This is a genomic window from Eisenibacter elegans DSM 3317 (genome assembly GCF_000430505.1).
Classification (GTDB): domain Bacteria; phylum Bacteroidota; class Bacteroidia; order Cytophagales; family Microscillaceae; genus Eisenibacter; species Eisenibacter elegans.
Genome location: NZ_AUMD01000019.1, coordinates 20,184 through 40,233, shown reverse-complemented (window position 1 = coordinate 40,233; position 20,050 = coordinate 20,184). Strand labels below are relative to the sequence as shown.

Annotated in this window: 16 protein-coding genes; 10 read left to right on the top strand and 6 right to left on the bottom strand. The window is 46.5% G+C overall.

Annotated features, from left to right (window positions below):
- Positions 1-38 precede the first annotated feature (38 nt).
- Positions 39-647 (bottom strand): hypothetical protein, encoded by a 609-nt coding sequence (locus G499_RS0106075; protein ID WP_026999208.1) that lies wholly within the window; start codon positions 645-647, stop codon positions 39-41.
- Between the two features lie 220 nt (positions 648-867).
- Here G499_RS0106075 and G499_RS0106070 point away from each other — a divergent pair, with 220 nt between their 5' ends.
- Together G499_RS0106070 and G499_RS0106060 are read left to right on the top strand one after the other, a co-directional pair.
- Positions 868-2,190: an NAD(P)/FAD-dependent oxidoreductase gene (locus G499_RS0106070; RefSeq protein ID WP_026999207.1), complete on the top strand. Its 1,323-nt coding sequence runs from the start codon at positions 868-870 to the stop codon at positions 2,188-2,190.
- Between the two features lie 236 nt (positions 2,191-2,426).
- Positions 2,427-3,347 carry a DUF72 domain-containing protein gene (locus tag G499_RS0106060; RefSeq protein ID WP_026999206.1) on the top strand — a complete coding sequence of 307 codons (921 nt, stop codon included), beginning with the start codon at positions 2,427-2,429 and terminating at the stop codon, positions 3,345-3,347.
- Between the two features lie 75 nt (positions 3,348-3,422).
- Here the strand turns inward: G499_RS0106060 and hisA are convergent, their stop codons facing one another.
- From hisA to G499_RS0106045, 3 genes are all read right to left on the bottom strand, one after another.
- Positions 3,423-4,142 carry a 1-(5-phosphoribosyl)-5-[(5-phosphoribosylamino)methylideneamino]imidazole-4-carboxamide isomerase gene (hisA, locus tag G499_RS0106055; RefSeq protein WP_026999205.1) on the bottom strand — a complete coding sequence of 240 codons (720 nt, stop codon included), beginning with the start codon at positions 4,140-4,142 and terminating at the stop codon, positions 3,423-3,425.
- Complete coding sequence (hisH, locus tag G499_RS0106050; RefSeq protein WP_026999204.1) at positions 4,139-4,732, bottom strand: imidazole glycerol phosphate synthase subunit HisH; 594 nt, start codon at positions 4,730-4,732, stop codon at positions 4,139-4,141. Before hisH ends, hisA begins: the two co-directional genes overlap by 4 nt.
- 121 nt (positions 4,733-4,853) lie before the next feature.
- Positions 4,854-5,447 (bottom strand): hypothetical protein, encoded by a 594-nt coding sequence (locus G499_RS0106045; RefSeq protein ID WP_026999203.1) that lies wholly within the window; start codon positions 5,445-5,447, stop codon positions 4,854-4,856.
- Between the two features lie 437 nt (positions 5,448-5,884).
- Between G499_RS0106045 and G499_RS0106040 the strand changes: the two genes are divergently transcribed.
- The 8 genes from G499_RS0106040 to G499_RS0105995 all read left to right on the top strand — a co-directional run bounded on the left by G499_RS0106040 (position 5,885) and on the right by G499_RS0105995 (position 17,634).
- Positions 5,885-7,963 (top strand): serine protein kinase, encoded by a 2,079-nt coding sequence (locus G499_RS0106040; RefSeq protein ID WP_051295978.1) that lies wholly within the window; start codon positions 5,885-5,887, stop codon positions 7,961-7,963.
- 567 nt (positions 7,964-8,530) lie between these two features.
- The gene (locus G499_RS0106030; protein ID WP_154658331.1) at positions 8,531-8,953 is read left to right on the top strand and encodes a hypothetical protein; all 423 of its coding nucleotides are present in this window, start codon (positions 8,531-8,533) and stop codon (positions 8,951-8,953) included.
- A 9-nt stretch (positions 8,954-8,962) separates the two neighbouring features.
- On the top strand, positions 8,963-9,154 hold the full coding sequence (locus tag G499_RS0106025) for a hypothetical protein (protein ID WP_026999199.1): 192 nt from the start codon (positions 8,963-8,965) through the stop codon (positions 9,152-9,154).
- 370 nt (positions 9,155-9,524) lie between these two features.
- Positions 9,525-10,907, top strand: a complete 1,383-nt coding sequence (locus G499_RS0106020; RefSeq protein WP_154658330.1) for a DUF444 family protein — start codon at positions 9,525-9,527, stop codon at positions 10,905-10,907.
- Between the two features lie 70 nt (positions 10,908-10,977).
- Complete coding sequence (locus G499_RS0106015; protein WP_026999197.1) at positions 10,978-12,588, top strand: SpoVR family protein; 1,611 nt, start codon at positions 10,978-10,980, stop codon at positions 12,586-12,588.
- A 239-nt stretch (positions 12,589-12,827) separates the two neighbouring features.
- On the top strand, positions 12,828-15,059 hold the full coding sequence (locus tag G499_RS0106010; protein WP_035726756.1) for a serine protein kinase: 2,232 nt from the start codon (positions 12,828-12,830) through the stop codon (positions 15,057-15,059).
- Between the two features lie 362 nt (positions 15,060-15,421).
- A complete protein-coding gene (locus G499_RS0106000) occupies positions 15,422-16,792 on the top strand; it encodes a UDP-N-acetylmuramate--L-alanine ligase (RefSeq protein WP_026999195.1) in 1,371 nt (456 codons plus the stop codon).
- An 8-nt stretch (positions 16,793-16,800) separates the two neighbouring features.
- Positions 16,801-17,634, top strand: coding sequence for a 3'-5' exonuclease (locus G499_RS0105995; protein WP_026999194.1), 834 nt, complete (start codon positions 16,801-16,803; stop codon positions 17,632-17,634).
- Between the two features lie 285 nt (positions 17,635-17,919).
- On the opposite strand, the gene G499_RS0105990 is transcribed toward G499_RS0105995, so the two are convergent.
- Together G499_RS0105990 and G499_RS0105985 are read right to left on the bottom strand one after the other, a co-directional pair.
- Entirely contained in the window at positions 17,920-19,137 is a 1,218-nt protein-coding gene (locus G499_RS0105990) for an OmpA family protein (protein ID WP_026999193.1), read from the bottom strand.
- Positions 19,138-19,382: 245 nt separating this feature from the next.
- On the bottom strand, positions 19,383-19,733 hold the full coding sequence (locus G499_RS0105985; protein ID WP_026999192.1) for a hypothetical protein: 351 nt from the start codon (positions 19,731-19,733) through the stop codon (positions 19,383-19,385).
- Positions 19,734-20,050 lie beyond the last annotated feature (317 nt).

The window sequence follows — 20,050 nt, the reverse complement described above, 5'->3', positions numbered from 1 at the left end:
GATTTTATAATCTAAACTCATCAATCTAAAATCGTCAATTACTGTGGAATAACTTGAATAGAAGTTATTTTCAGTTCAGGATTGAGTTTTAGCTCAAGTCTTTGCGTTTCGCTGAGCTCTTCATTAGAGCGGTCTAGCGTTTTGTAGTAGGTGTAGGTGATGCGAGCTACGTGGTTGTCAAAGTTGTCCTTCTCATATGTCCATTGTTGCCAGTCTGGACGGTAATTGTCTTGTTTGACATTGCGCCAGGCCCTGCGCCAATAACGGCGGGCGGTACTGTGGTTGGCGTTACGGTCTTCATAAAAATGCTCTAGTCGTTCGTGGAGTAGCGGAGCTACTTGCTCAAAATCACGTGTTTTGAGCTTGTTGAAGAAGGCTTCGACTTGGGTGCGCACTTCCTTTTCGGTGATTTTTTTGGGCTTCTGACCCATAGCCGCTATTTTTTCGCTCAGGGCGGGGCTTTTGATCAACACACCAATCAGTACAAATACCAACCCAGCCATAAATAGCGGCATCCGCATTCCTTTTTGAACATTGAAAGTCATCCGCATCACCTTGAAATTGGTCAAGCTGGCAGCTATTATCAATAACAGCCCAATGTAGAGCACGGGATTGGTCAAGAAAATCTCTTTGAGCAGCGCAAACATAGTGTTATCGTGGGATTTTGTAGGAATAAATATTGACAGCAGAATGCTTGAGGTGAAGGTAAAGACAAAATTTTAAAAAGCCAACCTCTACCATCGAAAGTACCAATAATATAGGCTTTTTGAAGCGCCAATAGCAATAAGCTGGGGCGAGTAGTTGATTTTTGAAGCAGATATTTCTATCTTGCTTGCGTCGCCTAAACCTTTTATCACCCATACAACTATGCCCAAACTCATTCAACACCGTACCCGTATCGAAGACCTCGGGCTTCCCCGTGTAGTCATTATTGGAGGAGGATTTGCTGGCTTACAATTAGCGCAAAGCTTGCGCAAAAGCAAGTTTCAGGTCGTACTTTTTGACAAACATAACCACCATACCTTCCAACCGCTGCTCTATCAGGTAGCCACATCGGGGCTGGAGACAGGAGCCATTATTTATCCCTTTCGGAAATCTTTTGCCAAGCAAAAAAACTTTTATTTTCGTTATGGGGAGGTGATGGAAGTGATTCCTGAGCAAAACCTTATCCAGACTTCCATAGGGGATGTGCGGTATGATTATCTTGTGATTGCAACCGGCGCCACGACCAACTACTATGGGATGGAAGACATTGCCCGCAACTCCTTCCCGATGAAGACCATCGAAGACTCTATCAAGTTGCGCAATCATATTATTGCTAATTTTGAAGAGGCGCTACTCACTGAAGATGAGGAGTATATGAATAGCCTGATGGATTATGTGATTGTAGGAGGCGGACCTACAGGGGTGGAGTTGGCAGGGGCTTTGGCCGAACTGCGTGAGCACGTATTTCCGAAGGACTACAAGGAGCTGGACTTGGTGCAGATGGACATCCACCTGATAGAAGCCTCACCACGTCTGCTCAATGGAATGTCAGAGGTTTCAGGAGAAAAAGCGCTGAAGTTTCTCCAAGATATGGGCGTAGACGTGCGTCTGGGGCAGTCGGTAAAGGGATACGATGGCTACACTGTGCAGCTGGGTGATGGCAGCAGCATCATCTCTCAAACCCTGATATGGGCTGCCGGGGTGAGTTGCAAACGCCTGCCGGGCATCGCCGAAGAGGCCTACCAACGCGGCAACCGCCTAGAGGTAGATGCCTTCAACAAAGTCAAGACCTATGACAACATTTATGCCCTCGGCGATGCCGCCTTGGTCATCAGCAACGACAGCCCTCAAGGCCACCCACAAGTAGCCCCACCGGCCATCCAACAGGCCAAAAACCTAGCCCATAACCTTCAAGCACTACAGCGCAAAAAACCACTCAAACCATTCAAATACAAGGATTTAGGTTCTATGGCGACCATCGGACGCAACCGCGCCGTAGTAGACCTCAAAAGCTTCAAAACGCAAGGGGTGCTGGCTTGGTTTATCTGGATGTTTGTACACCTGATGTCCTTGGTGGGCTTCCGCAACCGAGTGCTGGTGTTTGTGTCTTGGGCTTGGAGCTACCTCAGCTATGACAAAAGCAACCGCCTAATCATCGGGCTACAACCCCGACGACGAGACAAAAGCCCCGTGGAGGAGGGCTGAGGAAGCTAGGGGGCGGTATCCCCAAACCCCCTTCCCACACTTTTTTTCTGCTCAAAAAACTATCTTAGCCCCAAAAGCAATGGCACGCTACATCAACCTATTCACAGATTTTGAATCGATAAAGCGAAAGCTGGCAGAAGTGAGCAACTACGAAGCCAAAGAGCGCCTCTAGAAGCGGCGAAAGGGAGGAAAAGCTTGAAACTGTAAAGAATAAATCCTTAAACAAATAAATAACAATGGATTTTGGCAAACTAACAAATGTAGACAATGTAGATTTCACGCTCCCCGAAGATCACTCAGAGACAGCACATACTTGGCAACTGACAACCGCTCAGCCCAAACCCCTCAAAATATGGATAGGCTGTCCGATATGGGCGCAGCCAGCGTGGCTGGGGCAATGGTATCCAAAAACTACGCCTAAAACAGCTTTTTTGCAAGCCTATGCCCAACAGTTCAACACCATAGAGCTAAACAGCACACACTATCATCTACCTACTTTCGGCACGCTTGAGCGATGGGTAATGCAAACCCCTGAAAACTTTCGATTTTATGCCAAAGTCCCACAAGAACTGAGTCATCGATTGATATGGCAAGGGCAAGCCCAAACAATGACTGAGGCTTTTATAATCCAAATAAGCACCTTGGGAAATCGTCTGGGTGGTGTTTTTATTCAACTACCCCCAGCAGTAGGCCCCCAAGAGCTGCCTACCTTATTGGCTTGGCTCAAAAGCCTGCCCAAGTCCTTGCCTCTTTCGGTGGAGCTGCGCCAACAGGCTTGGTTTACCACTACAGAGCCATTGTGCACCTTAGCGCAGGAATTGCGGGCGCAAGGCAGAGATTTGGTATTGACAGATGTAGCAGGGCGGCGGGATGTGTTGCATATGTGCCTGCCAAGTCCTAGATTGATTTTGCGATGGGTAGGCAATGCCCCACACCCCAGTGATGCCCAGCGCATTGATGCTTGGGTCAACCGAATTGCCCAGTGGCAACAATTGGGACTAGAAGAGGCATATATATTCGTACACCAGCCCGACAACATCGAAGCACCCCAATGGGCTGATTATTGGATTGAGCAACTCAACCAGACAATCGGCCTACACCTAATGCGGCCTAAGCGCTACGACAAACAAAAGGGGCAACAAACCAGCCTTTTTTGAGGAACAAGAAGATGCGGGAAGTGAGCGGTAGCAGGCAAAACGCCACTATCAGAACAACCCCCATCCCTACTTGGCTCAAGCATATACTTTTAGCTCCTCAAGCGTAATACGCCCTTCATAAATGGCCTTACCAATGATGACGGCATCTACCCCCAAGGTATTCAACTTGGTAACATCACTGAGCTGGCTCACTCCTCCACTGGCTACAAGATGCAGCGCCGGAAATGCCTCACGGAGGCGACGATAAAGATCCTCGGCTACGCCCTGAAGTAGGCCATCCTTGCTAACATCTGTACAAAAAAACTGTGTCAACCCGGCTTGAGCGTAGTCAGCAATATAATCAAAAATACTGGTTTGGGAGGCTTCTTGCCAAGCGTTGAGGGCTATCATTTCGTCGCGCACATCAGCGGCCAATAAAATAGACTTACTGCCAAAATCACTAATCCAGCTCTTGACTAATTCGGGGTTTTTGTGGGCAATACTGCCAACACTTACCATTGCCGCCCCAGATTTGAGAATTTGGCGGACATTGTCAGAGGTTTTGATACCTCCGCCATAATCGAGCACAAGTGAAGTTTGATCAGCAATGGCACGCAACACTTCTAGATGTTGGGGGACACCAGCCTTGGCCCCGTCCAAATCTACAATGTGTAAGCGACTGAAGCCTGCCGCTTCGAAGCGCTTGGCCATCGCCACAGGGTCGCTTTCGTAGACTGTCTTTTGGGCATAATCTCCTTGGCTAAGGCGAACACACGCGCCGTCTATTAGGTCAATGGCGGGAATGGCTTGGATCATAATTTGAGGAAGTTTTGAAGGATTTGCTCTCCGACAACGCCGCTTTTTTCGGGGTGAAACTGTGTTGCAAAGAAATTGTCGCGCTCCATAGTTGCCGAGAAAGGGGTAAGATAATTAGCCTGCCCACTGGTACTGGCACAGAGGGTGGCGTAATAGCTGTGTACAAAATACACATAAGCACCTTCGGTTATCCCTCGGGTCAGATGACCGCTTAGATTTTGGAGCTGATTCCAGCCCATATGAGGCACTTTGAGCGCAGGGTTAGACTGATTGTCAAAGCGCTGTACTTGCGCCTCAAAAATACCCAAACAAGGCGTATCACCTTCGGCAGAATGTTGGCAAAATAGTTGCAAACCGATACAAATCCCCAATACCGGTTGTCGGAGCTGGGGGATTAATTGGTCAAGTTGGCGTGCTTGGAGTTGTTCCATGGCAGTGCGGGCGTGGCCATCACCAGGTAGAATAACCTTATCGGCAGCTTGAATTTGCTCAGCATCAGCCGTAAGCACCGGACTGACTCCCAAGCGCTCCAGTGCATAGACCACCGACAAAATATTGCCGGCTTGGTAGTCAATGATTGCGACTTTCATAAAGCGTGTAAAGCGTAGCAGTAGATAAAATAGACCACAAAGTTGCGTAACTTTTGAATGTGTCGCAAGTTTGAAGCTTAGCATCCATCCGATTAGTTATAAGTAGCTTACACACAGTGATTTATTTTGCCAGCAATGCGTCGCCCTGTTTTTTGAGTTGGGCTTGTGTTTGTATAACACCCTTGAGCACCTCAGTCTTGGGAAGTTGGCTGCCTTGGTATTGTGCAATCAAGGGAAGTGTCAAGCTTAACTTCAGCAAAATATATAAATCATTGATTTCTTGAGTGTTTTGCTCAAATTGCCACATGATACCTTGGTGCTGGGCAATACGCCGCGCATATTGCTCTTGGTGCTCCTGAACCAATGCCAGTATTTTTGCCCGCAATACGGTATCCTGAATTGCTCCTGCTTTGTACTGAACAGATTGGTAGTAACTTTCTGACTTCTGATGATATTTTCTAAAAGGCTGTAAGGCCTTGTGGCTATTTTGTTGAAAATCAACAAGATCTCGGTCAAATTGCTTGAGCGCAGGATCATTTTTGAGCACTTCAGCGTACAGCGCTTCAACCAAGTCTTCAGAACGATAGAGGCTTTTGGCGCTTAGTTTGCTGTCTTGGAGTGCTTCAGGAATATCTTCAGCAACATCACGATTGTGCCCACAGGACAACAATAAGAAGGCCAGCACGGCCAAATTAAAAAATAAACGCAGCGGCATAAGGAAAAGGTTTTGAGGGTGAGTATTCTATTCCAGAGTCATAAACGAATCCCTAACGCTAAAGTTTACACCCTACTTACACCAATGGATATCTTGGAAAAATAGCTCGGAGCTTCAGCGCTGAGACAAGCGGAGGTCTCATTTGGGGGGTAAAATGAGCCTTAGTCCACAGTTTCAAATGCGGGGTTTGAAAAATGTCCGGCAGCGTGTCGTTTGTTTTATTTTTGGGAAAATAGGCAAATAAAAAGTATCCCAAACTTGCGAAAGCCTTGTTTTTTTAGCTATATTGGTTAAAAGTTCGGCTAATTTCAATCGGGCTACGTTAATAACCAACAAAGCAAGACCCCACAACAGGGGTGCTTTTGGGGAACCCCTTCCTACACTATAGTCCCCAAGCTACTCAAAACCAATTGATTGTACTAATCTCCTAATACTTTATGGCTACATCCACACCCATACAAACACAAGCGCACGCCCTTACCCAACACCTACAGGCGATTTTGGCCGGAGAGCGACGCTACGAAAATGTGTTCCAATCCATTACAAGAATGATTTTGGGCAAGCCCGACGGCATCCAAAAGGTCAATGTCAATGGGATGAATACCTATGACTTCAACATCTTCCGCGAAGGGCGTAAGCACATCGTCGGGATGTATGACGAGATCAATAGCTTTGTCTCCTTTGTCAAAGACGCTGCCGAAAACGGCTCTTCTGCCGAAATGGCCTTCGTCCTGATTGGAGAGCCGGGCAATGGTAAGACCTTCTTCGCCGATTTCCTCAGCAAGCTCTACCGAGACTTTATCTCCCTACCCGAAAACCGCCGTTATACCTTCCGCTTCAAAAACCTAGACCAACTCGGAGGCTATGGCAAGATACACACCATCGAGTCCCAAACCTTTGAAGACCCCATGGTGGCGATTATGAACCTCTTCGAGCGGCGTGAAGACAGCCAAGAATGGATGCTCCAACAAGGAGCCAAAGACGCGCAAGTAATGCAGCTCTTCAAACAATACCGCTCTTTGGGGGCTTGCTCCGAATATATCCTGAACGAAATCCGCGAACACTGCCAAGGCGATATCAATCGGATGCTAGAGTTTTTAGAAGTTGTGCCTGTGCCTATCAGCGAGTCAAGAGGCACCCTGACGGGTAAGTATGCCGCCAAGGATAAAATCACCTCCTCAGCAGTAGACCTCCTCGGGGAGGAGTCTGTTACGAGGCTTCTACACATCGCCGATACCAACAACCCTTATCGCTTTGACCTACGCAGAGGTGCGCTGGCGCGTGTGGCCGGGGGGGGTATCCATTTCTCCGACGAGATTTTCAAAAACAAGAAAGACCTTGTGCAAGTATACCTAGGCGTTATCCAAAACCGCAGCATTGAGATTGAAGGCTTCCGCTGGCCTATCGATACGCTCATCATTGCCACGAGTAATAACGCCGAGTTTGGCCGATTCTTGGAAGAGAAGGAGCAGGCTCCTATCGTAGACCGCTGCCGCCTGACCTATATGTCGCACAATACCAACTACCGGTTGCAGCAACAACTGACGGCATATGCCATCGGCGACCAAGAAAAGACCAATTTTGCGGGAGAAAAGATGCACATCGACCCTAACCTCAATTATGCTTTGTCGGTAGCCGTAACCCTGACCCGTATGCCTAGCTCTGAGCGCCTTACACCAATAGAGCTGATGAAGTTGGCCGCCGGCGAAGTGGCAGGGGAGAAGAGCATCAAAACCCTCAGTGAGGTAATCAATGACCTCAACAGCGAGCCGGACGTAACCAAACGCTTTGGCCAAAAAGGACTCGGCCACCGAAACCTCGGGCGTGCCGTCCAAATCTTGCTCGAACGCTCCGAAACCCAAGAAGGCCGATGTATGTATGCCGGTGATGTCTTTAAGGCACTCGAAAGTGTGATTATCGACTATGTACGCGACCCCAACGACCAAACCAAGTACCTCAATGACCTCAAGATAGCCCGAGGCCTGCACCGCAAAAACGTGATGACGGCCATCTTCAATGCCTATATGGATGAGCCTGATGCCATCCAAAAAGATGTGCTCAACTATGTCAATATGGTGATTGGTATTGATGCCAAAAATCTTGGCCCCAATAAAATATGGACGTACCGTGACCCGCAGACCAACAAACTCGTACCGCTTAAAATCGACGAGAGTTTTATTGATAGTGTAGAAGAGCGTCTCGGCCTTAAAAACCGCGAACAGAAGCAAAGCTACCGTACGACGATTGCCAAAATCTATGGGCAGAAGATGATTCAAGACCCCAACTATGATTTTATGGACAATAACGAACTGGTGCGTGCCGTAACCGACGTACGCCTAAAATCAGATGTAGCCGGAGCGGGCAGCCTAGTGGGAGCGTTGTCGAATCGTACGAATGAGGAAAACCAAAAACTCTACAACCGGATGATCAACACGATGGAAGAAAAGCTAGGGTACTGCCGCACTTGTGCGCTCAAAACCATAGAGTACTTCTGTACTCAAGACGATGCCAACTAAGCGCTTGTTTATACTCAACCACAATTGGTTTGGGGAATCTTTGCACTGAAAACCCTTGATAATCAAGAAAAGCAAACCCTGCAAATCCCCAAATCTTGTGAATCTTGGTATAAATGGTTAGCCCACGATTTTAATCGTGAAGACTACGGCGGATATTTTCAGCGATTTAGCAGAAAAAATGATGTTTTGATATCAATGAAGAGAACTTTAAGAAGTTCTAAGGTTCATTGCCACTCACAAATAGCAAACCTGTCATCTGCCGGAGGAAACACTCTGGCAGCCCTAACTATCAGTACTTGATTCCACGATGACATACATCTCCAAAGACACACTCTGGAAAGGCATTATCGAAGATTTATTCGATGATTTTCTACACGATTGCTTCCCCCAATGGGCGACGCAAGCCGTCGATTTCGGCAAGCCTTTTGAGTGCTTAGACAAGGAGTTGGGTGAGAAAAAACGTTATGTTGATAAGCTCGTGAAGGTATATACTAGGATGGTCAAGCCCGTTGGCTTCTCATCCATATCGAAGTGCAGGGCTATCAAGACAGCGCCTTGGCTGAGCGCATGTTTACCTACTTCATCCGCATTCATGAACACTGGAAACAAGACGTGATGGCCTTGGCGCTGCTTACGGATGATAACCCCGATTTTCACCCCAATCAATACCATTATCAATACCGAGATACAGCGCTTGTTTATCGCTTTGCCACACTCAAACTCCTCGAAAAAAGCGAAGCCGAACTGGAGATAGCCGGCAATCCTTTTTCTATCGGGATGTTAGCCGCCCGCAAGGCGCTTATCAAGCAAAATCTTAGCGATGATAAACAATTGGTTTGGAAAATGGACTTGGTCAGAAGTTTGCAAAATACTAATTATGAGCAATATAAAACACGTAACTTGCTCCATTTTATCCGTTGCTACGTGCGATTTGACAAACGAGCAAATTTCAGCACATTTGACAAACAGATTCAAGAAACCTTAAAATAACGTAAAAATATGGGAATCGAAGAAGCGATTTTACAAGAAGTTAGAGAGCAAGGACTCACACAAGGGCAGTTGCAGGCTAAAATCCAAGCGATTCAAAAAGTGCTCCGCCGTGGGAAGCTGACTTTACACGAGATTGCCGAGGGTTTTGAAGTTAGCCTTGAGTTTGTGAGACAAGTAAAATCAGACAAAACTCCACGCTAGCAAAGACCGAGTAAGCTCCAAGACAACAAAACCACTGACATTCAAAAATAGATAGTTTTTGCACGCCACTTGGGGGCAGTATGAGACTTAGCCCACAGTTTTAAACTATGTGGTTTGGAAAGTGTCCAATGGCGTGTCGTTTTTGGTAGCCTCTCAGAAAACCTCCGACAACGATAAATTATATCATAAACCTAAAAACCTGAAATTTTTGCGCTTGTTTACTTGTTTTACTAAAACAAAGCACTGATAAAAGACTTTTGAGCCAAAGAACAATCAGCGATTTTGGACAGCCACTCACAAGTTTCCCGATGACCACAGTCAGTGATTACACTCTCAGATTTCACACACATTCTAAAAGGTGCAATGCCCTATGATGCAAGACTTTGAAAAACCATTTATACAAGCGCTCCAAAACCCCGCGCTATCTCCTGAACAAGAGGCAGCAATCCGTAAGGAATGGGCTTTGGCACAAAACCAAAAACACCACTTGCCTACACCTACCGCAGGGCAGATAGATAAAACGATTGACCCTGCCGTAGGCATTTATGCAGCCAATGATTTCAGTACATTTCTGCGCTTAGCGCCGATGCCCTCCTATCGCTTGGCCTTGCAGACCATAGAGGAACTACTAGAACAGGATCGACTGCGCGAAAAAGACGGATTCCCACGACGGATTCGCTTGGGTAAAATCATCAAGCCCGGCACTGGTAAGGACGGCAAGGTTGTCATTGTGCCAACTACAACCGAAGCTAAGTTTTATCACGACGACAGCGCCACCCAACAAGAGCAAGAAACCGGCGGCGCGGGCGAAGGAGATGTAGGGCAGGTATTGGGCGAAAAGCCCGTGCAACCCCAACAAAGTGGCGAGGGGCAGGGGTCTGGTGAAGGCCAAGGCGGGCAACACGATGTGGAGGCCGAGGCCTTTGACCTTGGGCGTATCCTAACTGAAAAGTTTGAACTGCCCAACCTGCAAGAAAAAGGCAATAAAAAGTCGCTCACACGCATCACTTATGACCTTACCGACAGCCATCGGGGTTTTGGGCAAATATTGGATAAGAAAGCCACCCTCAAACGCATTATCCAAACCAACATCCTCTTGGGCAATGTAGACCCGGCAGAGCCGCTCGAAACGGACAAGTTTATCCTAAAGCCTGAAGACAAGGTGTTCCGTATCCTCTCGCAGGAGAAAGACGTAGAGTCACAGGCGGTAGTTTTCTTCTTGCGCGATTATTCCGGCTCGATGGATGGCAAACCGACCGAGGTCATCACCACACAGCACCTGTTCATCTACAGCTGGTTGATGTATCAGTACAACCAAAATGTAATGAGCCGGTTTATCTTGCACGATACCGAGGCCAAAGAAGTCGATGATTTCTACACCTATTACAAGTCTACAGTGGCAGGGGGTACGAATGTGTACCCGGCCTTTGAGTTGGTAGACAAGATTGTAGAAGAGGAACAGCTTATCAAAGATTATAACATCTATGTGTTTTATGGCACAGATGGGGATGATTGGGACAATACCGGGGAGAAAATGCTCAAAATAACCCGTAAAATCCTGAAATATACCAACCGAATGGGCATTACGGTAGCCCGAAACAGCTGGTCGCACAGCAGTACAACCGTAGAGCGCTACCTAGAGCAATCAGGTATTCTGAAAGACTTACAAGACCTGATTCGGATGGACAGCCTCGCTGCCGATAGCGCCGACGAAGGCCGCATCATCGAAGGCATCAAGGCGCTGGTGGCTTAAAATTAACCATATCAACCCTGCCGGGGCATCGCGCCGGTAGGGCTACTTGCTAGCTCATAACCACAAACCTATGCATCTAATCGACCAACATACCAAGGGCATTATGGAAGAGTGTAAAGCTCGTGCCAAAGATGCCGGCCTGCGCTTCGACGACGACTCGCTCGAATACATCGTTACCAACAAGGATATGATAGAACTGTCGCCCAAGGTGATGATTCCGACCTTGTACGACTATTGGGTCAATGATGTGGAAGTGCTCAAAGAAATAGGAAAATACAAACTCTACCCCAACAATCCTTACGAAACGGTCATCAATTCGCGCCCGGCAATCTCGTTTTATAACGATAACAACCCCGACTGGATGAATATTATGATATTCTATCACGTGTTGGCACACATTGATTTTTTTCAAAACAACCGGATGTTTGAGCATACTTGGGGGGATGATTTTGTGGGGCAGGCGCTGGCCGACAAGCGGCTGATAGCCAACCTGCGGAGCGAACACGGGCGTTGGGTCGATTATGCCATCGAGTTTAGCCGAGGAATCAACAACCTCAATGGCTACTACAGGGAGCTGTATCGCCGCAATTTCCCACAAGACAATGAGCCGCCTACAAGGGTAGGGTTTTATTTTGGTAAATTTTTGCAGGATATAGAGAAAATATCAGACACACAATATTACAAAGAAGTAGAGCGATACAATGAGCTTATCGGCATCCACGGAGAGGATTTGGCCGAGTCTATCTTCTTTGAAGACCTCAAAACGAAGTATCCTGAGTTTCAGACTAAGTACAGCTCACATCTCAAAAAGCTGGAAGATGCTGTAGAGTCAGTAGATTTAATAGAATTTATCAGGGACAATTCTCCTTTTTTGCGCAAAGAGGCCAATCGTTGGATAAAGCTGGTGATGAGTATCGTCCGCAACACAGCGGTGTATTTTGAGCCGCAAATACGCACCAAAATCATTAATGAGGGCTGGGCAAGCTATTGGCACGACACACTCTTTTTGCAAGACGACCGCATCAAAGGGCACGAGGTGTCTTATGCCCGCCTCAATGCAGGGGTTACGGCTTTGCAGCGCGGTGGGCTCAACCCCTATGCTATCGGCTTGCGCCTGATGCAGTACGTGGAGGACTTGGGCGACAAAGGAAAGCTTCAGTACCAGTTCCAACAAATGGCCGGAATAGACGCTCGCGCCAACTATGACGGCAAGGTGCAAAATGGACGAAAAGCCATTTTTGACCTGCGCACGCACTTCTCAGACTTTACCCTAATAAAAACATTTGTAGACCAAGATTTTGTAGATGAACACGACCTCTTTGTGTTGGGGCAGCGCCTCGACCCACAGCGGCAGGTATATCAGTACTATGTCAAAAGCCGAAGGGCTGAAGATTACCAACAGATGTTGATTAACTCGCTCTATCACCCGCCGGCAATGCAAGTAGATGTGGAACGTACACACGATAAGTGTTTGTATATCAAGCATTTGTTTGAGGGTAAGCCCCTGATTCCTGACTTTATTGCAGATACAATGCTGGGCATTGAATACCTCTGGGGAGCGCCCGTAAAGTTGGATACCTTTGATGTGGTGGCTTCGCGTGATGAGGATGCACCACCTGAAGTTACTCCTGTACGTTATACGATGAAAAACCGACAGTTGAGTAAGGAAGTTCTCAACTAAGTGCCTAGCAGATGCCCTGCGAAAGCGTTATGTAGGCTACGCGGCCTAGGGGACATCCGAGTACGAGCCGCACGTTGAGAGCTGTGGAACACAGACCCAAAGGGTGGCTAGTAGGGGGAAGCCCAAAAAACGTAACAAGCTGGCAAGGGAGAGGAGAGGCGATTTCGATAGCCATCAATTGAAAGACACAAAAGATACAAACCTGTATTTGGAATGCACCCAATAAAACGAATAACCTGATGAGAGAACCTAAAATCACTGCTTTGGCCAACCTAGGGGTACAGATGCGCAGCAAGGATATGCGTATTCCGATGCCTTTTGAAGATTTTCTAAAGTTGGCCGCTCAAGAGCCGGACCGCATCTTTAGGGATATTTTTCAGCTTTTTTATGATATGGTGTACTACTATATCAGTGAGGGTAATCCCGAAAATCCACAGGAGATGACCCGTTATAACTTCAACAACTTGTTTGTGAAGGAGTGCGATAATCCTTTTTTTACGGATTTACTCTTTGCCAACCGATTTCTGAAACTGACCAATGGGTTTAAGAAGGGGGTGCAGAACAACCATATCTTCTTGTTTGAAGGCCCGCCGGGGAGTGGAAAGAGTACTTTTTTAAATAATCTATTGCAGAAATTTGAAAATTACACCCAGCTACCCGAAGGAACGACCTATCAGACCTACTGGCGATTGGATGTCAAGAAGTTGGGAGGTATTTCGCGGGTAGAGCGGGTGTTGGCCGAAGTAGCCGAGCAAAACGGCAATACCGAGCTAAACAGCTACTCGCTCTTCAATCAAGATTATTTGCAGTTTGCTTGCCCAAGCCACGACCATCCCATTTTGCATATACCCAAAAGCTACCGGATACAGTTTTTGGACGAACTAATTCCGGATGATTCGTTCAAACTCAAGCTGTTTTCGGAGCGAGAGTATGAGTGGGTGTTCCGGGAAACTCCCTGTACGATATGCTCTTCGCTGTATGCGTCTTTGCTCAATATTTTGGGTGACCCGATGGCCGTGTTTGAGATGTTGTATGTGCGTAAGGCTTTGTTTCATAGGCAGTATGGAGAAGGGATAAGCGTTTTTAACCCGGGAGATCCCTTGGTAGAGCGACCCATCAAGAGCAATGTGATTCAGAATATGCTCAACGAACTCCTCAAGACAGATGAGGTGAATTATGTATATTCTGGGCTAGCTAAAACAAATAATGGCATTTTTGCGCTGATGGACATCAAAGACCATAACGTGAAACGGTTGATGCACCTCCACGGCATCATCAGTGACGGGGTACACAAGGTCGAGCTGATAGAAGAGCGCATCAAGTCGCTGTTTGTGGGCTTGGTCAACCCGGCGGATAAATCACACTATGAAAATGTACCCTCGTTTCGAGACCGCATCATCACGGTCAGCGTGCCCTATATCCTAGATTACAATACGGAAGTATCGATTTACCGGAATAAGTTTGGCAAAAACCTAGAGGCGTATTTCTTGCCCGGAGTGCTGGAAAATGTGGGCAAAATCATTGTCTCATCGCGATTGAACAAAGAGTCGCCGGCCATTCACAAATGGATAGCCGAGCCCGAACGTTACCACAAATACCTCGACAAACACAGCCTCTTGCTTAAGATGGAGGTGTATACGGGCAAGATTCCTGCCTGGCTTTCGGAAGAGGATCTCAAACGCTTCGACAAGAAAATACGCAAGGCTGTGTTGGCTGAGTCGGAACAGGAGGGTAACAAGGGTTTTTCGGGCAGACAATCGCTCAATATCTTCAATGAATTGTTGGCCAAATATGTCAAAACAGAAAAGCTGATTACGATGGATATGGTTGGGCAGTTCTTTATGAAACAGGAGGCGCTGAAAGACCAACTCCCTGAAGGTTTTATAGAATCATTGGTGGATATGTATGACTTTAATGTGCTTCAGGAAATGAAGGAGTCAATTTACTCCTATAATCAAAGCCATATTTCTAAGGACATTCAAAACTACCTCTACGCCATCAATTTTGAAGAAGGGGATAAGGTAACCTGCCACTATACCGGAGATACCTTTGTGATTGATGAAGACTATTTCTACAATTTTGAGGCGCTGATTTTAGGGCCGGGAGTAGACTATGACGAACACGACGAGTTTCGTGAAAGTACGCACGGAGAGTATGTTTCGACAACTTTGGCGCAAGAGATACACCTCGAAGGCAAGACCATCACCGATACACAGCTCTACCTATCGCTCTTTGATAAGTACAAAAGAAACCTAAAGGAAAATACGCTGGTTCCGTACTTACATAATGACAACTTCCGGCGGGCAGTGCTGGACTTTGGTACGAATAGTTTCAATGCCTACGACAAACGAATAAAACAAGATGTAAGCTCTTTGATAAATAATTTGCAAAAAAAATTTCGATATACTGAGGAAGGAGCTAAGCAGGTATGTATCTATGCCCTAGACAAAAAACTGCCGGAGAAGTATTAGAGGGTCTTGCACATTGTCTGTATCAGGATTAGGGGATAATTAGGGGACAAATAGCTGTGAAATTATAAATCCTGATACGGACATTGATTTTGCTTATCTTGTTCATCCATCAATCCTGTGAATCCTGATACAGACATTGATTTTGCTTATCCTAGCCTTAAACCACAAAAACCGACTAAGCCTACCAAATACAGGCGTGCTACAAGGAGAGATTTCAAGCGCTTTTGGGCTAAAGAGCGGACAAAGGTTTTGTTTTGGCCAAAATATTGCCAAATTTGTATTAATGAATTGTTGCGCCTTAGGTGCAAAGCTAACAAACAATTTAGTTTGCTGATTTTTATAAAGACGATAAGACGAAGCCTATGCAAAAAGTACACCTCATCGCAATTGGTGGTAGTGTGATGCACAACCTAGCCATAGACCTACACCTCAAAGGGGTAAAGGTAAGCGGCTCTGACGACCAAATCTTCAACCCTTCGCGTCAGCGACTGGAGAAATACGGCCTGCTACCTACGGCAGAGGGATGGTTTGAAGATAAAATCACCCCCGACTTGGATGCTGTCATCCTTGGGATGCACGCCCGTGCTGACAACCCCGAGCTCAAAAGAGCACAGCAATTAGGCCTCCGTATTTACTCTTTCCCCGAATATATCTATCAGCAAGCCGAAGACAAACAGCGCGTAGTGATTGCAGGCAGCCACGGCAAAACTACTATCACGTCTATTATTTTGCATACACTACAGCATATCAACCGTGATTTTGACTACCTCATTGGGGCAGAAGTAGAGGGCTTTGAGCGTATGGTCAAAACTTCTCACACGGCTCCGGTGATGATTATCGAAGGCGATGAGTATTTTACTTCTGTGCTTGACCCTACGCCCAAATTCTGGCACTATAAGCATCATATTGGTGTCATCAGCGGCATTGCTTGGGATCATATCAATGTATATCCGTCCTTAGAAGAGTATGTGGCGGCCTTTGAGCAGTTTGCCGAACAAAGCCCCAAGGCCGGCACCTTGATATACTCGTCAGATGACCCCATTGCACAAGTGATTGGCAACAAAGAGCGCGCAGATGTAAACCGCATAGATTATGTGGCTCATCCACACAAAATCAAAGATGAGCAGACCTTCCTCATAGGGCCTGATAAGCAAGAAATTCCTTTGCAAGTGTTCGGGGAGCATAATATGAAAAACATTCAGGCAGCTAAGTTGGTCTGCTTGCGCCTGGGCGTAACAGAAGAGCAGTTTTATGAGGCCATACAGTCTTTTAGAGGGGCGGCCAACCGCCTCGAAAAAGTAGCCGAAAGCGAGCAAACCATCATATTCAAGGATTTTGCCCACGCGCCTTCTAAGCTCAGAGCCACGGCACAAGCGGTCAAACAACAGTACCCGCAGCACCATTTGGTAGGTTGCTTGGAGCTGCATACATTTAGCTCACTCAACAAAGAGTTTTTGCAGCAATACTACAACACCTTCAAAGCTGCCGATACCGCACTGATTTATTACAGCCCCGAAACAGTAGCCCACAAAAAACTAGAAGAAATTTCGCCGGAAGACATTCAGAAAGCGTTTAATCATAAGAACTTGCAAATTTTCACAGATATCGAAGCCCTCAAGGCAACCTTACTTGGCCAAGATTGGAATGACAAAGTGCTGCTGATGATGAGTTCGGGTAGTTTTGACCAACTCAACCTCGAAGCCTTGGCCAACCAAATTATCACCTCCGTATAAGTTTATTTATGAGTACCCCACCCATTGACCGTAAGCATAGCCTTAATTTGCGTAAACCGCTGGCTTTCTTTGATTTAGAAACAACCGGCATCAACATTACGAACGATCGCATCGTCGAGATTGCTATTTTGAAGGCCATGCCTAACGGTGAGCTGCTTCCGCTGACCAAAAGAATCAACCCGGGTAGAGCCATCCCCTTGGAGTCTAGTTTGATACACGGTATCTATGACGAGGATGTGGCCGATGCCCCTTTGTTCAAAATGGTCGCCAAGGAGCTGTATAAGTTTTTGGAAGGTTGCGACTTGGCCGGCTTCAATTCCATCCGCTTTGATGTACCGATGTTGGTCGAAGAGTTTTTGCGTGCAGAGCTCGACCTCGACCTGAGCAATCGCCGCCTGATTGATGCGCAGCGTATTTTCCACCTTATGGAGCCGCGTAACCTCTCTGCGGCCTATAAGTTCTACTGCGACGAAACACTCGAAAACGCACACAGTGCCGAAGCCGATACCTATGCTACTTACAGAGTGCTAGAAGCACAAGTACAGCGCTACGAAGGGGTGGAAATTAAAAACGGGGAGGGGCAACTCTATACACCTGTCAAAAACGATATGGATGCCCTACACCAAATCACTGCCGAAAAAATGGTAGACCTTGCGGGGCGTTTGGGCTACAACAGCAAAGGAGAAGAGATATTCAAGTTTGGCAAACACCGCGACAAAACTGTCCTAGAAGTGCTCCAAAAAGAGCCCTCATACTATGATTGGATGCTCAAAGGCGATTTCCCGCTCGATACCAAACGCAAACTCACAGAAATAAAGCTAAGGAACTTCAATAAGAAATAAGTACCAAAAAAAGCCATCTCGTACTCTTCGGGTGGCTTTTTTTGTTGTTTGGCATTGGCCTTGATGTTGTAGAGCTTACGTCTTTTGAGGCTTCCCCAGTGCCCTTTAGGCGTGTAGGGTCGAGCTTTCGACCTTAGTCCTGCGCCGAATGTTGAGGGGGTATTTTATCCATTCTGTCGGATGCAGGGAGCTATCACAGCGCTTGCCGCTCACATCCCCCTTAGACACGTACACCACGCATACCTGACAGAACACAAGCCCATCAGACCGAAGGGCGTATGCGCACTAATAATCCTGATTACACACCAAGAAATAAATAGCACAAGCACGTCGACGCGGATCTGATACCTCATCATTAGGGAAAACACGCGGAGGTAGCTCCTCCCCAAGGCCTTCAATGATAGCTTCTATTTCGATATTTTTGTTCACCAAACGGCTTAAGATGTACTTCTCAATACTTTGCGCACGGCGTGCCGAGAGCTGCTGATTCTGCAATTTACGTTGTTCTTCAGCTTGTGTGGGGAAGAAGGGCTTCTCGTCGGCATAACCTCGCACGTGTAACAAGAAAATTAACTTATCATCGGGGTTTTCTTGGGTATAGCGTGTGATGTCGTTATTGATGTCGCGCACAATATCGTCGAGACGGGCTTGGTTTTCTTTGTCTAGTAAGTCCTTACCACTTTCAAAAAAGACCTTAGTTTCTACCTGTACAAACATCTTGCGCTCATCGGCTTGGTAGCTTTCAAAGCGTTGTTGAGCATCGTTGGCTCGTTTACGGACTTCCTCTTCGGTACTGATATTGGGAGACCCTAAGATAATTTGTTCTTTGTCGGTGTTGTCTTCTATATCTTCAAGTACCACTTGAATGCTGTCAGTAGGGCGGAAATCGATGACAATATCCTGAAAAACAGGGGCGGCACTGTCAGCCACAATAGTTTTTACTATTTGCGAAGCAAAAATCAAATCTTCGCGGGCTTGGTTAAACCCTGAAATGAGCGCACGTTGAAAGCGGCGCATAAATAATGCGGTGTGTTCCTCCTGTATGACAATGTCCTTAGGGTTTGCCACCACCTCGCCACGCATAGTACTATCGGGCGCTGTGTATGTCATCTCATACAGACTATTATCAGCGCCTCGAATGGTAACACCTGTTTTTTGGAGCTGGTCTTTGTCAAGGCGGATATTTTCTTTTGTGCTATGCACATTTATTTCCGTAATGATGATGTTAGGCTTATCCGTGTCTTCGCTTTGAGACTGTGTTTCGGCTGTTTTTTGCAATGGTGTAGTGTGAGTAGCTGTAGGCAAGCTATCGCGCAGCTCACGTTCCAATGGCACAGAGAAAGGTTGAAAGTCTTCACTTTCTTCATCGGGCATCGTCAGCGCAAGTTTGGCTGGTTGGTTATCTGCTGCTTGGCTGGAGTGGTCTTGGCCACATTGAATCATCAAAAACATCAACAGGCTAAGGCCAACCGAAGGGAGTATATGTCGCGTATGTAAAGGCATCGTATGTGGGGTTGGCTTAGTTGTACAACAAGAACATAAAATCCAACGACGATACACCTACAAAACCCGTACCATATTCGAGTATTACCTCAAGTAAATACTTGTAACCGTCTTATAATCAGTTGATAATGATTTTAATTTATCCTTCAAGTATTTCTTTTTCCCAAAACAAGACCCGCCAACACCTACTCCAGTGATGGAGCGGGTATTGGCGGGCAGATGGGGTTGGGGAAATCAATACTCCCTTACTTTCTACGGCGGAGCCTCCATTCGGTACCATCCTCAGCGTGTACTACAATATAGTCAGCATAGCGGCGATAATCTACCGTAAACTCATTGCCGGCACCATCTTTTACTACATATACAAAACCTCCTTTGCTATCACTTTCTAAATTATAGAAGTCGATAATTTTGAAAGCGTGCCATTGGCCTTCAGCAGAAAACTTAACGCCAGTAATTTTGCTTTTGTCGGAGTTGGTTTCAAGCCACACAGAGAAATCGTCGCCATCATACACAAAGAAATCTTGTGAAAAAGCAGTGCTTTGTAGGGTCAGCATCAATACTAATGCGAGCGACCAAGAGAATAACTTGTTCATACTAGATAAATATTTAGGGGTTGCTGTTTTGATAAACTATGTATTTAAACCTACTTGTTTGTAGGAAGGTTGTTGTATTTGATAGATTTTTTGGAATTGTCGGTGCAACGCCAATTTTTAACGGTATAAGAGGCTTTTTGAACGATAGAATTTTTTGTAGCAAGGGAGTGTAAGCCGGGGTTTGAGGAGGTATTTTGAAAAAAACTCACGCCCTCTGGATATTTTTGGAAAAGCAGCTTGGCGCTTCAGCTCCACGATAAGTTGCGGCCACATCACTGGATATTTTTGGAAAAGTAGCTCGGAGTTCCGGCTTCGAG

Excerpts from the sequence above, each read along its gene's own strand:
- G499_RS0106025 (WP_026999199.1), top strand. The coding sequence starts at position 8,963 with ATGGGAATCGAAGAAGCGATTTTACAAGAAGTTAGAGAGCAAGGACTC.
- G499_RS0106000 (WP_026999195.1), top strand. The coding sequence starts at position 15,422 with ATGCAAAAAGTACACCTCATCGCAATTGGTGGTAGTGTGATGCACAAC.
- G499_RS0105985 (WP_026999192.1), bottom strand. The coding sequence starts at position 19,733 with ATGAACAAGTTATTCTCTTGGTCGCTCGCATTAGTATTGATGCTGACC.
- G499_RS0105995 (WP_026999194.1), top strand. The coding sequence starts at position 16,801 with ATGAGTACCCCACCCATTGACCGTAAGCATAGCCTTAATTTGCGTAAA.
- hisH (WP_026999204.1), bottom strand. The coding sequence starts at position 4,732 with ATGAAAGTCGCAATCATTGACTACCAAGCCGGCAATATTTTGTCGGTG.
- G499_RS0106040 (WP_051295978.1), top strand. The coding sequence starts at position 5,885 with ATGGCTACATCCACACCCATACAAACACAAGCGCACGCCCTTACCCAA.
- hisA (WP_026999205.1), bottom strand. The coding sequence starts at position 4,142 with ATGATCCAAGCCATTCCCGCCATTGACCTAATAGACGGCGCGTGTGTT.
- G499_RS0105990 (WP_026999193.1), bottom strand. The coding sequence starts at position 19,137 with ATGCCTTTACATACGCGACATATACTCCCTTCGGTTGGCCTTAGCCTG.
- G499_RS0106020 (WP_154658330.1), top strand. The coding sequence starts at position 9,525 with ATGATGCAAGACTTTGAAAAACCATTTATACAAGCGCTCCAAAACCCC.
- G499_RS0106010 (WP_035726756.1), top strand. The coding sequence starts at position 12,828 with ATGAGAGAACCTAAAATCACTGCTTTGGCCAACCTAGGGGTACAGATG.
- G499_RS0106075 (WP_026999208.1), bottom strand. The coding sequence starts at position 647 with ATGTTTGCGCTGCTCAAAGAGATTTTCTTGACCAATCCCGTGCTCTAC.
- G499_RS0106015 (WP_026999197.1), top strand. The coding sequence starts at position 10,978 with ATGCATCTAATCGACCAACATACCAAGGGCATTATGGAAGAGTGTAAA.
- G499_RS0106070 (WP_026999207.1), top strand. The coding sequence starts at position 868 with ATGCCCAAACTCATTCAACACCGTACCCGTATCGAAGACCTCGGGCTT.
- G499_RS0106045 (WP_026999203.1), bottom strand. The coding sequence starts at position 5,447 with ATGCCGCTGCGTTTATTTTTTAATTTGGCCGTGCTGGCCTTCTTATTG.
- G499_RS0106030 (WP_154658331.1), top strand. The coding sequence starts at position 8,531 with ATGTTTACCTACTTCATCCGCATTCATGAACACTGGAAACAAGACGTG.
- G499_RS0106060 (WP_026999206.1), top strand. The coding sequence starts at position 2,427 with ATGGATTTTGGCAAACTAACAAATGTAGACAATGTAGATTTCACGCTC.